The organism is Glaesserella sp., from assembly GCF_041814905.1.
In the GTDB taxonomy this organism is placed as follows: Bacteria; Pseudomonadota; Gammaproteobacteria; order Enterobacterales; family Pasteurellaceae; genus Glaesserella.
This window is the reverse complement of sequence record NZ_JBGXYA010000022.1, coordinates 1-13,772: the sequence shown is the minus strand read 5'-3', so window position 1 is coordinate 13,772 and position 13,772 is coordinate 1. Positions and strand designations below refer to the sequence as shown.

The following is a 13,772-nucleotide window of genomic DNA, read 5'->3' as shown; positions in this document are numbered from 1 at the left end:
TAGTATAAACTAGCGTACGTAGTATGCTCTACAGGAATGATTATGAAAAAATCTTTTATTTACTCGGGTGTTGCAACGGCAGTAATGTTTGCGATTGCGCCGGTGATGGCAAATGAATCCACTGACAATGAGAGTGCAGTATTGGATGAAGTCAGTGTGGTCGGCTCCGGCTCTATGTTCAAGATGGGTGAAGTCCCGGTTCATCAAGCAAAATCCGCAGTAGCGATTACCCGTGACGAGTTGGACAGCCAAGATGTCGTAAAAATGGATGAAATTGCCCGTTACCAAGCAGGTTTTGCGAATCAGGTATTCGGTAGCGATACCAATACTAATTGGTTCCGTGTGCGTGGTGCGGAAGTCTCGCAGGCGGTAAACGGTTTACCCACCTTTAGTTACGGTTTCTTTACACCCCAAATGGCAAATTTTGGTTTAGAAGCGATTGAAGTGACCAAAGGGGCGGATTCAATGACCTTTGGTGCGGCGCAATCAGGCGGTTTAATCAATTATGTTACCAAACGTGCGTATAAGGATCTTGTCGGTAAGGGAGAATTTAAAATCAATATGGGGAATAAAACCCAATATGGTTTTGCCGCAGACTACACCGGTGCGCTAAATGCGGATCAATCGGCTCGTTACCGTATGGTGGCAAGTTATGGGGCGCGTGACGGCGACTGGGATTTAACCAAAAATGAAACCTTGTATATTGCTCCAACCGTTGAATGGGATATTTCCGATCGTACTCGTTTAACTATTTTAACCAGTTATCAACGTGATCACGGTGTGCCAAGCTCAAATTTCTATCCGCAAGAAGGTACATTACACGCTTTACCGGACGGCACTTATTACAGTCGTAACATCAATTTCGGCGATCCGGTAAAAGATACTGAAACCAACAGACAATATAGTTTGGGCTATGAACTTGCTCACGATTTTGGCAATGGTTTAAGTTTAAATTCAAGTTATCGCTATAGCCATATTCAAAATTATCACCGTGGCGGTTATGTTTATCCGTCGGCTTACGCTACAGATTGGTCGGCACTTGCTCCAAGTGTGAATAATTATGTGGTGAGCGGTAACACGGTATTTAATGATGGTAAAGTCATTTCTCATGCGTTAGATAACCGTTTAAATTGGGATTACCAAAATGATTGGTTGAAAAATACCGTCGTGGTAGGTACGGATTATCGCCATAATAATGTGGACGCGGAGTATAGCCTGTACGGGTTATACTATGATGCAAATTTACGCAATTACCAAGCGAACTGGAATCAATCAGGTACGCCGCTAGGTTCTCATGTGCAGATTAAAGCTCGCCAACTGGGTTTTTACTTACAAAATCAAGCACGTATTGCGGATAACTATGTGTTAGGTTTAGGCGTTCGACACGATCGCGCTAAACAAGATGAATATACCTCAACTCAAACGGTCAAGGACAACCATACTTCATACTCCGGTTCCTTCATGTACGAAGCACCTTATGGCTTGAATCCTTATTTCAGCTATAGCGAGTCATTCAATTTACCGGTGGGCTTAAGTGGTGTCCAAACGCTTTATGATCCGAATATTACACGCCAATATGAATTAGGTGTGAAATATCTTCCGACCTGGTTAGACGGCGTGATTACTGTAGCAGGTTTCCGTGCGAAAGATACCGGAGCATTAATTGCTTCATCAACAGGCACCGGTGTATCGGTAAGTAGTACTGATCCGATTTACCGTAAAGGAGTTGAATTACAGGCGGATGTGAACCTGACGGATAACTGGAGTGCGATTTTGGCTTATACTTACACTAAGTCAGAAACCAAAGCGAACAATGGTGAGAAAACCCGCAATGCCCTGATTCCGACGAATGTGGTCGCCGCAAAAACTGCTTATAGCTTTACTGGCGGTACATTAAACGGCTTAACACTGGGTGCGGGTATCCGTTATGTCGGTCATAGCGTCACTGCAAAAGGTTCGCTCTATTCCCATGCACGAGTGCCTTCTGCAACGGTCGTGGATTTAATGGCGCGTTATACCTTTAATAATAACTGGGTTGCACAGCTTAATGTGGATAACGTAGGTAACCGTAAATATGTAGCCGCGTGCGATTACTACTGCTATTACGGTGCAGAGCGTAATGTGAATGCGAGCTTAAGTTATAAATTCTAAATTATTCTATCACCGGCACGGACATTGCGTCCGTGCCGTTTTTTTATCTTGCTAAATATTTCTCGATAAATGTAGCAATTTGCTCAATGTTATTGATATCCAACAGGTTTTTCCGTGCTAACGGATAATCCGTTGCGGTAGCGAGAGTGAAATCATCCAATTCCGGTAGCGGTTTTTCGATCGCTTTGCGGTGTAACTGAATCTTCGGTAAAGCTTCGTGTTTAAAACCTTCAACTAACACGAGATCGAGGTTTTTCCCCTCAAATTGCTGTACCAAATAATCAAATGGCGCAAGTTCATCGGTTTCAACCATTAATGCCCAGCGCTCTGTGCAGACTACCATCGTAGGATTGGCGCCCGCCATTCGCATACGGTGGCTGTCTTTGCCGGGTTTATCTACATCGACATTATGATGAGAATGCTTAATTAAACCAACGCGAATATTCCGTTTGTTCAGCTCGGGAATCAGCTTCTCAAGCAGGGTTGTTTTACCTGTACCGCTGTAGCCGGTGACGGCGAGTAATGGAATTTTGCAAAAAAATGCCGAATTCTGACCGCTTGTAAAATCTTCTAAGGTATTAAAATTTCGAAACGCCTGCGGTTGTTCGGAAAAATCGACGGCAACACTTTTTTGTGATTGAAAAAAGTGAAATAAACGGCGTTCGCCTCGCGCCAAATAGTCTGCCAAGGCTTTAGCAACGGAGCGATGTACCAACGCAAAAGTCGGGTGCGCTCGTTCGCCGTCGTGGGCGTAGGCAATATCGGCATGATTGATGGTTAAGGCGGTATTGAGCTTTCGTAACAAGTTTAACGGCAGAAACGGGCTGTCACACGGCACAAACAAGAGATATTCACTATCAAGATGTTGAAAGCCTGATAACATTCCGCTTAACGGACCTTGGAAATCGGTTAACTCGTCAGAATAGCTTGGAATATCCGGATAGAGCAGGCGATACTGCTCATGCAAGCGGTTAATATTCAGGGAAATTTTGCAAATTTGTGGTGAAAGGCGTTCAATAATATGGTTGATTAACGGTTTGCCGTTTAACGGTTGTAAGCCTTTTTCGACACCGTTTAAACGGCGCGCCAAGCCGCCAGCTAAAATGACTGCCGAAATTTGATTTATTTGTGCCATTCTGTGTCCTTGTTTTTGCAAAATTCTGCTTAAAAGTATATGATTCCGCCCAATTTTCCACAAATTTTTTTAAGGATTTTCGAATGAAATGCAAACGCTTGGATGAGGTTTTGGAACTGTTGGGTGAACATTGGCGCCAAGAGCCGGATTTACACTTAATCGATTTTTTATATAAATTAGCCGAAGAAGTCGGTAAACCGAACGAATTGGACGCGTTACGCGACGAAGTGTTGATTTATCAATTGAAAATGCGCGGTAAAGATAAATCGGAAGTCATTCCGGGAATCAAGAAAGATTATGAAGATGATTTTAAAACTGCTTTACTTCGCGCCCGTGGAATTTTGTCGGAATAACTTTGTCCTACCACTGTTTTTTTATTTTTATCTAATTGAGGAATATAATGAAAAAATTCGCTTTAAAAACAGCCTTTATCGCTTTGTCTGCGCTTTTTGCCGTCAATACTCATGTAATGGCGCAAGATCCTGCTGCCGGTAAAGAATATATTGAAATTCGTCAAACACCGTCGGCGCAAAAAGAAGTGCTGGAATTCTTCTCTTTTTACTGCCCGCATTGCTATGATTTTGAATATGGCTATAAAATTCCGCAACGAATTAAAGACGGTTTGCCGGAAGGTGTGGTGTTTAAACAGTATCACGTAGACTTTTTAGGTCGTCAATCCGCAGAACTTTCCCGTGCTTGGGCATTGGCAATGGCGCTCGGTGTGGAAGAAAAAGTGAAAACACCACTATTTGAATCGGCGCAAAAAAATACGATTAAATCTATGGACGATATTCGTGCGATTTTCTTAGCTAACGGAGTTTCTGCCGAACAATTTGACGGCGGTATTAACAGCTTTGCGGTCAACGGGTTGGTGTCTAAACAGGCACAAGCTACGCAGGAGTTTAAAGTTCGGGGTGTGCCTGCATTTTTTGTGAATGAACAGTATCAACTCAATCCGGAAGGCTTCTCCGACGTCAGTTCAACGAATGAATTCATACAACGTTATGTTGATGCGGTGCTGTTCTTGGTGAAGAAATAATAAAAGGGATGGACGAAATAGAAGACCGCTTGGTGATACAAGCGGTCTTTTTTAGGGAAAAATTTACTTATTACGGTTACCTTTATTGGCAGACCAATATGCAGAAGTCAGCGTTTGTGTAAATTATCTTAACGATAGTTGAAATAATACGGTTTCGGCTTGGCAGCTAAAAGTGAATTTTGCATAGAGTCGGAAACCGTTTTTAATCGGTTCAATTACACTTTCGATTTTGCAAGGATCGGTTTCAGTTTTGCGTGCTTTTTTGGTTAAAAATTCCAACACCTCTTGCGCCTCTTGCTCGGTAGAGTAATGCTGTTCAAAATCAATACTGCATTCTTCGTTGTCAAACATTGATGTACTTTGTGGTTTGCATACGCCTTGGCAGCATTCTGCCTCTTCACTAAATGTTTTGCTCATAATTTATCCTTTCGATGAAATCATTTTCTTTGATATTACTAAACAAAATTAGCCTTATCATAAAAATCATATCATAATACACCCGATTATTTTATTGAGAAGGAACAAGAATATGTCTATTTCTAAACAAGATATTTTGGATGCCTATCACTATCGCCATGCTTGTAAAGTATATGACCCAACTAAAAAAATCAGTGATGACGATTTCCGTTTTATTCTTGAAACCGGCAGACTTTCGCCAAGCTCTTTTGGTTTTGAACCGTGGAAATTTTTGGTTATTGAAAACCAATCCATTCGTGAATTCATTCGTGATAATGCTTGGGGAGCAAAAGATAAAGTCATGGATTGTAGTCACTTTGTTTTGATTTTAGTTCGTCAACCGCAAACCTTACTTGCGGATGGTGACTATGTACAACACATTATGCGTGATGTTCATCATATTCCTGAAGATATGCGTACACTACGCCAAGGTTTCTATCGTCATTTTATTGAAAATGACTTTGAGTTAGCCAATAATCCGAATGCTTTTTACCATTGGGCGTGCCGACAAAGTTATATTGCATTAGGCAATATGCTGACATCTGCCGCAATGGTTGGCATTGACAGTACACCGATTGAAGGCTTTCCACTCGAAAAATTGAACACTCTATTCGCAGAAAAAGGGTTATACGATCCGAATCAATATAAACTCAGTGTGATGGTCGCATTCGGCTACCGGGCGGCGGAACCGCGTGAAAAAACTCGCCAAGCCTTTGATGATGTTGTGGAGTGGGTAAGATAATTTGGGTTGTGCCTCAATAATAGGACATTTATAGGATTTTTATGTTACGTCCATTAACTAAATATACTGCGTGGTCGGTCTATTTTATGATTTTAGCACTGTATGCGTTTAGTTTATGGGCGTTATTTGACCATCGTACAGACCAAACCTTTTGGTCGTTCAATGAAACGTATCACATTCTTAAATACAGCGTATTACAAGCAGGGCTTTCCGCTGTTTTTTCAGTTTTTTTCGGTATTTTGCTTGCCCGCAGTTTTTTCTACTTACATTTCAGGGGCAAAATCCTGCTGTATAAAGTGATTTCCTTTGCATGGGCGTTACCTTCGTTGGTAGTCATTTTTGCGATAATCGGTGTATGGGGCAATTCCGGTTGGCTCGGGCAATGGCTTGCCATTGTTGGAATCGAGTGGGAGTTCAAACTTTATGGCTTGCAAGGCATTTTGATAGCCCATGTTTTTCTCAATACGCCGCTTGTCGCAAAATACTGTTTGGAGGGGTTAAATTTAATTCCGAGTAGCCAACATCAATTAGCGGCACAGCTCAATCTTCGTCGTTTCACTTATTTTCGTGTCGTTGAATTACCCATGTTAAAAGGCATTGTGCCTTATGCTTTTGCTAATGTATTTTTACTCTGTTTCACCAGTTTCCCTATTGTACTGATGTTGGGGGGAGGTCCGAAATATAGCACGCTGGAAGTGGCGATTTATCAAGCGGTCACTTTTGAGTTCGATTTTGCAAAAGCGGTTATTTTGATTATGGTACAGATTTTAGTTGGAATTTTGTTACAAATTTTGATGGATATAGTTACGCGTTTTAGCTTTAATCGTACCCGCCAATCGCTTATCGTTATTGATGAAATTTGGACACCAAAACCTAAGGGAATAGATAAGTGGATTTTGCAGAGTATATTGATTGTATTTGGCAGCTTTATACTGATACCGTTGTCAAATGTGTTGTGGAACGGTTTGAGCGTGTCCGATTTTTGGGGGCGGTTATCCAATCCGGTGCTTTGGCAAGCTGTGTGGTATACATTACTACTGAGTTTCATTGCTTCGTTAAGCGTGATTGCGATTGCCTATTTGATTGTGTTGGAAGCCCGTCAGCTTGCTTACCGTAATCAGAAAATCAAACAAAGTATATTAGCCGGTGTAAGCACTTATCCACTGATTATGCCGGTATTTATGTTAGCGGTCGGGCTGTTTTTACTGTTCATGGATGTGGAGATGCAAAACTGGCAGCTACTGTTACTTGTCGGTTTTTGTAATGGGTTAATGCTACTGCCTTATATTTATCGCTTACTGTTTTCAGCGATGTGGCAAGCATTGGTTTCCCACGATAAATTAGCCCGTAGTTTGGGTTTAAGCGGGTTTAGGCGTTGGTGGATTGTAGAACGAATTTATCTGATTCGTCCGCTGCGTAATGCTTTTGCTCTTGCAATGTCGGCAAGTCTTGGTAGCTTTGCGGTCATTGCCTTTTTTGGTAGTCCTGATTTTAGCACTTTATCTTATCTGCTTTATCAACAGCTTGGTAGTTATCGTACGGAAGATGCGGCGGTTACCGCACTCGTGTTAATGACATTTACCTTCCTACCTTTCTTATTTATTGAACAAAAAGAGAACAAACCATGATCCGTTTAAATCTTGAATTTGATTATCCGGAAATGCCTATGCATTTTCGGCTGACTGCAGCAAAAGGTGAACGGATTGCTGTGGTAGGAGAGAGTGGTGTGGGTAAAAGTACCTTGCTTAATCTCCTTGCCGGTTTTGAATTGGCAAATCGTGGTGAACTGTGGCTAAACGGTGAGAATCATTTTGCTACGGAGCCGGCAGAAAGACCGGTTTCCATGCTTTTTCAAGATAATAATCTGTTTCCGCATTTGACGGTTGAACAAAATATAGGGCTAGCATTAGTTCCAAGTTTGCATTTAACGGAGCAACAGCAACAACAAGTAAAAAAGATTGCCTCTCAGATGGGAATCAAGGAGTTGTTACAACGCCGAGCAGATAGCCTTTCCGGCGGACAAAAACAGCGGGTGGCTTTAGCGAGAACTCTGTTAAGGGATAGACCGATTTTATTATTAGATGAACCTTTTTCTGCCCTAGATCCTCAACGACGTGAAGAACTATTAAAACTCGTGGAAGACTTATGTAAGCAGCGAAATCTGACCTTGTTAATGGTTACTCATCAATTTGATGAAGTGAAATCACTGTTTGACCGCGTGGTTCAGGTAAAAGCAGGTAAGATCATCAACGAATAAACTCCCAGTAAAAGAGTGAAAAAATCCTTGTGTGTTGTGTATCTTGGCTAGTCAAAAGGTTAATTTTTCAGTAATATTTAATCTTTTAAAATAATTAATATTTTAGTTTGTTATAAGAGGGATATTGTGCCAAGTCGTGATTATGCAGCGCGTTCGAAATCGAAGAAGCGCAGTGGAAATAAAGTGCTTATATTAGCGATCGTCATTTTATTATTTATGGTGAGCGGTCTAGCGCTTTGGATGTTGAAAGAAAAAGCACCGGCACCGACTATTCCTACACAAGCCGTTCAACCTCAACAGCAACCGAAAAGCACACTACCAACACCACCGGAAGAGGTATATAGCTATATCCGTGATTTGGAAACGCGTGAAGTACCGGTAGATAAGAACTCAAAACTAGCACAGCTTACTAAAGAGCAAGAACAGCAAATTCTTAAACAACGTGAAGAAGAATTACGTAAACAGCAAGCGTCCCAACAAGCTCAAACAACACCGGAGCAGTCTGTTCAACAAACCACAGATACTCAGCCGCAACAAACTGTCACGGCATTGACACCGGAGCAATTAGAGATGAAAAAGGCACAAGAACAAAAAGCCGTGGAAGAAAAACGTAAACAAGCGGAGTTGAAAAAACAACAAGAAGCAGCGAAAAAAGCAGAATCAACCAAAACAGCAACGCCCAAGCCTACCGAAACGACAAAAACGGGAGGCAAGTTTGGTTTACAGTGTGGCGCATTCAAAAATAAAGCTCAAGCGGAAAATATGCAGGCTCGCTTAGCAATGGCAGGCTATAATGCCCGTATCAGCAGTAGCGGTGAATGGAATCGTGTATTCGTCGGTCCTATCGGCGATAGAGCTGCCGCTTCGGCAGCACAATCAAACGCAAGAAGTGTTGCGGAATGTTTGATTGTTGGCATGTAATAACTGAGGTGTTAAATGCAATTTAAAGATTATTTGGCGACTTTTCCTGCTATCGATCATCTTTCAGGCTTAAGCGTATTGAATGAACAGGGGGACGTGATTCACACTATTCCTGCGGTTGAAGGAAAATTAGGATCGTTGAAGCTCTATAACGCACTAGCAGAGAAATTTGAGCAGCAATTAAATGTAGTTTCAGCACAACAAGGTATTGAATGGTTTGCCGAACATGTGACAGATGCAACACAAAATGCAGGTAAACACCCTAATATTGATTTATTACTAAATGTGATTTCAGGGAAGCTTCATTACCGTTTACAACCTATAGTGAAATAGCTTGAAATTTAAACGTATAAAAGCAATCCGTATATTTTTCATTTGACAGAAACATTAAAATCATTAGAATACGCAAAATCAAAACGCTACTAATACGGTAGCGTTTTTAATGCGGGAATAGCTCAGTTGGTAGAGCACGACCTTGCCAAGGTCGGGGTCGCGAGTTCGAGCCTCGTTTCCCGCTCCATTGCCCGAGTGGCGGAATCGGTAGACGCAAGGGATTTAAAATCCCTCGCCTTTCGAGGCGTGCCAGTTCAAGTCTGGCCTCGGGCACCATATTCTGTAAGAATGAATAGAAAATAGCACCTAAAGGTGCTTTTTTTGTGTCTAAAATTTGGATGAGCAAATAAGAGGATTAATAGACAAAAAAGCCTGTGAATATTTCACAGGCTTTTTGGTTATTTAAGACCGAGTTTTTTCTCGAGATAGTGGATATTGGTTCCACCTTTACGGAAGTTCTCATCTGCCAGAATTTGTTTATGCAGAGGAATATTGGTCTTAATTCCGTCAATGATGGTTTCCGATAACGCATTTTCCATACGGCGAATTGCGATTTCGCGTGTTTCCGCATAGGTGATCAATTTACCAATCATGGAATCGTAGTGCGGAGGTACGGAATAACCGGCATAAATATGCGAATCCCAACGTACTCCTAAACCGCCCGGTACGTGCAAACGGGTAATTTTCCCTGGTGACGGAAGGAACGTATTCGGATCTTCCGCATTAATACGGCATTCAATCGCATGACCGCGCACCTTGATGTCTTCTTGTTTAATCGAAATCGGTAAGCCTGCAGCAACACGTAATTGTTCTTTAACTAAGTCTACTCCGGTAATCATTTCGGTAACCGGGTGTTCTACCTGTAAACGGGTATTCATTTCAATGAAATAGAATTCACCGTTTTCATATAAGAATTCAAAAGTACCGGCACCGCGATAACCGATTTCAATACAAGCGTTTGCACAACGTTCACCGATAAATTTGCGTAGTTCTTCGGTAATACCCGGTGCAGGCGCTTCTTCCACGACTTTCTGGTGACGACGCTGCATAGAGCAGTCACGTTCCGCAAGATAAACAGCATTGCCGTGGGTATCCGCTAAAACTTGGATTTCGATATGGCGTGGATTTTCAAGATATTTTTCCATGTAAACCATATCGTTGTTAAATGCCGCTTTCGCTTCCGCTTTGGTCATCGCAATCGATTCTTCTAAATCGTTTTCGTTATGTACAACGCGCATACCGCGACCACCACCGCCACCGGAAGCTTTGATAATTACCGGATAGCCAATACGTTTGGCAATCTCTTTATTTTTGGCAACATCACCGCCTACAGGACCGTCAGAACCCGGCACACAAGGTACACCGGCTTTTTTCATTGCATTGATTGCAGAAACTTTGTCGCCCATTAAACGAATGACATCCGCTGTCGGACCGATAAAAGTGAAGCCGGATTTTTCTACTTGCTCTGCAAAATTGGCATTTTCAGAAAGAAAGCCGTAACCCGGGTGAATTGCTTCTGCGCCGGTTACTTCGGCTGCCGCAATAATTGCAGGGATATTTAAATAGCTTTTGGTTGAAGGTGCAGGACCGATACAAATAGTTTCGTCGGCAAGCAGAACATGTTTTAATTCACGATCTGCAGTAGAGTGAACCGCCACGGTTTTGATGCCGAGCTCTTTACAAGCGCGTAAGATACGTAACGCAATTTCGCCACGGTTTGCAATGACAACTTTTTCTAACATTAGCGTTTGCCCTTAATTGAACAGGCGGTACGTTTTTGCAAAATTTTGCCTGAAAACGACCGCTTGTAAGAAATGAATTATTCGATGATAAAAAGTTTTTGGTCGAATTCAACCGCTTCGCCGTCATTAACAAGAATCGCTTTCACCACACCTGCTTTGTCTGACTCAATGCGGTTCATCATTTTCATTGCTTCAACGATACAGAGTGAATCGCCGACTTTCACGCTTTGACCCACTTCGACAAACGGTTTGGCTTCAGGGCTTGGGCTACGATAGAAAGTACCAACCATTGGGGAAAGAACCGCATGACCGGAGACTTCTGAAGAAGCGACAGGTGCCGGTGCTGCTTGTTGCGGAGTGGCTGCCGGTGCTGTTGCAACAGGCGCAGGAGCGGTTTGCGGTGCGGCAACATATTGCACGGCTGCAGCTTGAGGTGCCGCACGACTAATGCGTACCGTACCTTCTTCTTCAGATACCTCTAATTCAGTGATACCTGATTCTTCAACGAGTTCGATAAGTTTTTTAATTTTGCGAATATCCATAGTGAGATCCGTATATTTATTATGTGAAAAAAGAGAAACTCCGCACTAAATTGCACGGAACAAAACTGGGCGTAGATTACCTGAATTTCAGCGAGTTTGCGACGAAAATCTTACAAATTCGAGCAAAATGTGACATTGTTATAACTGATCGTAGCAGTTGTTACAATAAAGTTGCCATGATGAAATTACAGGAGGACATACTTATCGGGTTATTTTTCGGCAGTGAGATAATTGATTGCATAATCTAACGCATAATCGTAACCTTTTGTCCCTAAACCACAAATAACGCCTTTTGCCACATCGCTTAAATAAGAGTGGTGCCGAAACGGCTCTCGAGCGTGAACATTCGATAAATGTACCTCAACAAACGGAATTGCCACCGATAACAACGCATCTCGCAGTGCGACACTCGTGTGAGTAAATGCGCCCGGATTGATAATAATAAAATCCACCTTTTGAAAAGCGTGATGAATGCGGTTAATCAACGGTTCTTCGCCGTTAGCTTGAAAACAATCAAAAGCAAAGCCTTGTGACTGCGCTTGTTGTTTTAAATGTTGCTCAATATCAGAAAGGGTTTGTGAACCATAGATATGCGGTTCACGTTTACCGAGCATATTTAAATTTGGGCCGTTTAACAATAAAATCGTTTTCATACGTTTCCTTATAATAATGTTTTCACTAATTCAGGCGGTCTGCAAAGTTTTGTGCCTTTCTGACCGCTTACAAAAGGGCGGTTGAGTAGATGAGGATATTGTGTAATCAACCCAATAATTTCTGTATCGCTCATTTCAGCGGTAATTTGTTGGTACGCTTCAACATCAGTACGAATCGCTTCTCTTACGCTTAAACCACTTTCGTCAATCAGCTTTTCAATCACTTCAATACTTAACGGATGTTTTAGGTATTCAACAATCTCAGGTTCAACCCCGGCTTCTCGAATAAGAGCTAAGGTTTCACGAGATTTACTGCATTTAGGGTTATGGTAAATGGTTAACATGATTCCTCCGATTTTTTATCTTTACGAAACGAGACCATTAACTGATCGATTTTAAAATTCTCTGTGTCGATAATCTCAAACTTATACTTATCGTATAACACAAAATCGGTCTTTTTCGGCACTTTTCGTAGCATATACATCATAAAACCGCTGATGGTTTCGTAGTTTTCTTGATTTGGGAAGGATTCAATATCTAAGGCTCGCATCACATCTTCCAATGGCGTTGAACCATCAACCAGCCAAGAGTCTTCATCACGGCGAACAATCTGTTCTTCTTCGTTGGACACCAATTCGCCCATCACAATACTCATCACGTCGTTTAAGGTCACAATGCCCACAACTAACGCATATTCATTAATGATCACCGCAAAATCTTCACCCGACGATTTAAACAGCTCTAACACTTCAAACAGCGAGAGGGTATCAGGAATAAACAATGCCTTGCGTAACACTCGGCTATCGGTCAATTTCACGTTTTCTTCCTGCAAATAAAGCGTTAACAGCGTGTGCGATTCAACATAACCGAGAATTTTATCCAAACTGCCGTCGGTGATAATCAGCTTGGAATGGGAATTTTCTTTTAGTGTTTCAATGGTTTGCTGACGATTGAAGGACTTATCCAAAAAGACGATATGTTCACGGATCGTCATGGTGGACGTCACCGTCCGTTGTTGCATATCAAAAATATTTTCGATCAAATAATGTTCCTGCGCCTTCAATACCCCCGCTTCCGCACCGGCATCGACAATCGCCACAATATCATCGGAGGTCATGGTATCTTCACGGACCGTCGGAATACGGAACAGGCGGAACAGGGCGTTGGCGAGCGGATCCAGCAGTAGCACGAACGGCTTAAACAGAATGATGCTGAACGACATCAGGTTTACCATTTTCATTGCGACTTTTTCGGGATTGGCAATCGCCAAGCGTTTCGGAATTAAATCGGAGAAAATGATAAAAGACACGGTGACTAGGGTGAACGAGATCCACGATGCAGCCGTTTCCAGCCAAGCCGCTTGGCTGTATTGGGCTAAAAAGCGGTGAATGTAAGGCGTGAGCGCGCCTTCACCGAACATCCCGCCCAGTACGGCAATGACGTTTTGGGCGATTTGCACGACGGTGATAAATTGCCCCGGTTCTTCTTGAAATTTCAGCACTTTTTGGGCTTTTTCATTCCCTTCGTTAATTAAATTCTGCAATTTCAGTTTTCGTACCGACGCCAGTGAAATTTCGCCCGCCGAAATGATGGCGCTGGCAATGACCAATAAAATAATGATGAAAATAGATTCAAATAATCCCATAATTTGAGTGTATTGCATTGAAAATGACGCGAAGTATAGCAAAACCGAACGGATCGGGCAAAAACGTGCAAGCGGTCTGTTTTGCATGAAAATTTGCAAAATATGGAGTCAAACTGACCGCTTGTTAAAGAGCCAGAGGCTTGATTTCTCCCTCTG

General features: G+C 42.2%; 15 protein-coding genes and 2 tRNA genes. 10 read left to right on the top strand and 7 right to left on the bottom strand.

What is annotated here, in order from left to right:
- Positions 1 to 42 precede the first annotated feature (42 nt).
- Positions 43 to 2,151, top strand: coding sequence for a TonB-dependent siderophore receptor (locus ACEYJ7_RS03585; RefSeq protein ID WP_373777665.1), 2,109 nt, complete (start codon positions 43 to 45; stop codon positions 2,149 to 2,151).
- Positions 2,152 to 2,194: 43 nt separating this feature from the next.
- Here ACEYJ7_RS03585 and mobA read toward each other — a convergent pair whose 3' ends face one another.
- A complete protein-coding gene (mobA, locus tag ACEYJ7_RS03580) occupies positions 2,195 to 3,286 on the bottom strand; it encodes a molybdenum cofactor guanylyltransferase MobA (RefSeq protein ID WP_373777664.1) in 1,092 nt (363 codons plus the stop codon).
- 83 nt (positions 3,287 to 3,369) lie between these two features.
- Here mobA and ACEYJ7_RS03575 point away from each other — a divergent pair, with 83 nt between their 5' ends.
- Positions 3,370 to 3,639: a YihD family protein gene (locus ACEYJ7_RS03575; RefSeq protein ID WP_373777661.1), complete on the top strand. Its 270-nt coding sequence runs from the start codon at positions 3,370 to 3,372 to the stop codon at positions 3,637 to 3,639.
- Positions 3,640 to 3,686: 47 nt separating this feature from the next.
- Complete coding sequence (locus ACEYJ7_RS03570; protein WP_373777660.1) at positions 3,687 to 4,325, top strand: DsbA family protein; 639 nt, start codon at positions 3,687 to 3,689, stop codon at positions 4,323 to 4,325.
- A 123-nt stretch (positions 4,326 to 4,448) separates the two neighbouring features.
- Here ACEYJ7_RS03570 and ACEYJ7_RS03565 read toward each other — a convergent pair whose 3' ends face one another.
- Positions 4,449 to 4,742, bottom strand: coding sequence for a YfcZ/YiiS family protein (locus ACEYJ7_RS03565; RefSeq protein ID WP_373777659.1), 294 nt, complete (start codon positions 4,740 to 4,742; stop codon positions 4,449 to 4,451).
- Positions 4,743 to 4,854: 112 nt separating this feature from the next.
- Between ACEYJ7_RS03565 and ACEYJ7_RS03560 the strand changes: the two genes are divergently transcribed.
- From ACEYJ7_RS03560 to ACEYJ7_RS03530, 7 genes are all read left to right on the top strand, one after another.
- Complete coding sequence (locus ACEYJ7_RS03560) at positions 4,855 to 5,523, top strand: NAD(P)H-dependent oxidoreductase (protein WP_373777658.1); 669 nt, start codon at positions 4,855 to 4,857, stop codon at positions 5,521 to 5,523.
- Between the two features lie 41 nt (positions 5,524 to 5,564).
- Positions 5,565 to 7,151, top strand: coding sequence for a thiamine/thiamine pyrophosphate ABC transporter permease ThiP (thiP, locus tag ACEYJ7_RS03555; protein ID WP_373777657.1), 1,587 nt, complete (start codon positions 5,565 to 5,567; stop codon positions 7,149 to 7,151).
- Positions 7,148 to 7,780, top strand: a complete 633-nt coding sequence (thiQ, locus tag ACEYJ7_RS03550; protein WP_373777656.1) for a thiamine ABC transporter ATP-binding protein — start codon at positions 7,148 to 7,150, stop codon at positions 7,778 to 7,780. Before thiP ends, thiQ begins: the two co-directional genes overlap by 4 nt.
- Positions 7,781 to 7,906: 126 nt before the next feature.
- Entirely contained in the window at positions 7,907 to 8,701 is a 795-nt protein-coding gene (gene ftsN, locus ACEYJ7_RS03545) for a cell division protein FtsN (protein ID WP_373777654.1), read from the top strand.
- Positions 8,702 to 8,716: 15 nt separating this feature from the next.
- Positions 8,717 to 9,034 carry a DUF2322 family protein gene (locus ACEYJ7_RS03540; protein ID WP_373777653.1) on the top strand — a complete coding sequence of 106 codons (318 nt, stop codon included), beginning with the start codon at positions 8,717 to 8,719 and terminating at the stop codon, positions 9,032 to 9,034.
- Positions 9,035 to 9,145: 111 nt separating this feature from the next.
- Positions 9,146 to 9,221 (top strand) — tRNA-Gly (locus tag ACEYJ7_RS03535).
- A gap of 2 nt (positions 9,222 to 9,223) precedes the next feature.
- Positions 9,224 to 9,310 (top strand) — tRNA-Leu (locus ACEYJ7_RS03530).
- 122 nt (positions 9,311 to 9,432) lie between these two features.
- On the opposite strand, the gene accC is transcribed toward ACEYJ7_RS03530, so the two are convergent.
- The 5 genes from accC to ACEYJ7_RS03505 all read right to left on the bottom strand — a co-directional run bounded on the left by accC (position 9,433) and on the right by ACEYJ7_RS03505 (position 13,616).
- Positions 9,433 to 10,776 carry an acetyl-CoA carboxylase biotin carboxylase subunit gene (gene accC, locus ACEYJ7_RS03525; protein WP_373777652.1) on the bottom strand — a complete coding sequence of 448 codons (1,344 nt, stop codon included), beginning with the start codon at positions 10,774 to 10,776 and terminating at the stop codon, positions 9,433 to 9,435.
- Positions 10,777 to 10,853: 77 nt separating this feature from the next.
- A complete protein-coding gene (gene accB, locus ACEYJ7_RS03520) occupies positions 10,854 to 11,318 on the bottom strand; it encodes an acetyl-CoA carboxylase biotin carboxyl carrier protein (protein WP_373777651.1) in 465 nt (154 codons plus the stop codon).
- Between the two features lie 209 nt (positions 11,319 to 11,527).
- Positions 11,528 to 11,971: a type II 3-dehydroquinate dehydratase gene (gene aroQ, locus ACEYJ7_RS03515; protein WP_373777649.1), complete on the bottom strand. Its 444-nt coding sequence runs from the start codon at positions 11,969 to 11,971 to the stop codon at positions 11,528 to 11,530.
- Between the two features lie 8 nt (positions 11,972 to 11,979).
- On the bottom strand, positions 11,980 to 12,315 hold the full coding sequence (arsC, locus tag ACEYJ7_RS03510; RefSeq protein WP_373777648.1) for an arsenate reductase (glutaredoxin): 336 nt from the start codon (positions 12,313 to 12,315) through the stop codon (positions 11,980 to 11,982).
- The gene (locus ACEYJ7_RS03505) at positions 12,309 to 13,616 is read right to left on the bottom strand and encodes a hemolysin family protein (RefSeq protein ID WP_373777689.1); all 1,308 of its coding nucleotides are present in this window, start codon (positions 13,614 to 13,616) and stop codon (positions 12,309 to 12,311) included. The genes arsC and ACEYJ7_RS03505 overlap by 7 nt, the downstream gene beginning before the upstream one ends.
- Between the last annotated feature and the right edge of the window lie 156 nt (positions 13,617 to 13,772).

Bases quoted from the DNA above. Each gene is read 5' to 3' on its own strand.
- thiP (WP_373777657.1), top strand. From the start codon at position 5,565: ATGTTACGTCCATTAACTAAATATACTGCGTGGTCGGTCTATTTTATG.
- accB (WP_373777651.1), bottom strand. From the start codon at position 11,318: ATGGATATTCGCAAAATTAAAAAACTTATCGAACTCGTTGAAGAATCA.
- ACEYJ7_RS03570 (WP_373777660.1), top strand. From the start codon at position 3,687: ATGAAAAAATTCGCTTTAAAAACAGCCTTTATCGCTTTGTCTGCGCTT.
- arsC (WP_373777648.1), bottom strand. From the start codon at position 12,315: ATGTTAACCATTTACCATAACCCTAAATGCAGTAAATCTCGTGAAACC.
- ACEYJ7_RS03575 (WP_373777661.1), top strand. From the start codon at position 3,370: ATGAAATGCAAACGCTTGGATGAGGTTTTGGAACTGTTGGGTGAACAT.
- accC (WP_373777652.1), bottom strand. From the start codon at position 10,776: ATGTTAGAAAAAGTTGTCATTGCAAACCGTGGCGAAATTGCGTTACGT.
- mobA (WP_373777664.1), bottom strand. From the start codon at position 3,286: ATGGCACAAATAAATCAAATTTCGGCAGTCATTTTAGCTGGCGGCTTG.
- ACEYJ7_RS03585 (WP_373777665.1), top strand. From the start codon at position 43: ATGAAAAAATCTTTTATTTACTCGGGTGTTGCAACGGCAGTAATGTTT.
- thiQ (WP_373777656.1), top strand. From the start codon at position 7,148: ATGATCCGTTTAAATCTTGAATTTGATTATCCGGAAATGCCTATGCAT.
- ACEYJ7_RS03560 (WP_373777658.1), top strand. From the start codon at position 4,855: ATGTCTATTTCTAAACAAGATATTTTGGATGCCTATCACTATCGCCAT.
- ACEYJ7_RS03540 (WP_373777653.1), top strand. From the start codon at position 8,717: ATGCAATTTAAAGATTATTTGGCGACTTTTCCTGCTATCGATCATCTT.
- ACEYJ7_RS03565 (WP_373777659.1), bottom strand. From the start codon at position 4,742: ATGAGCAAAACATTTAGTGAAGAGGCAGAATGCTGCCAAGGCGTATGC.
- ACEYJ7_RS03505 (WP_373777689.1), bottom strand. From the start codon at position 13,616: ATGGGATTATTTGAATCTATTTTCATCATTATTTTATTGGTCATTGCC.
- aroQ (WP_373777649.1), bottom strand. From the start codon at position 11,971: ATGAAAACGATTTTATTGTTAAACGGCCCAAATTTAAATATGCTCGGT.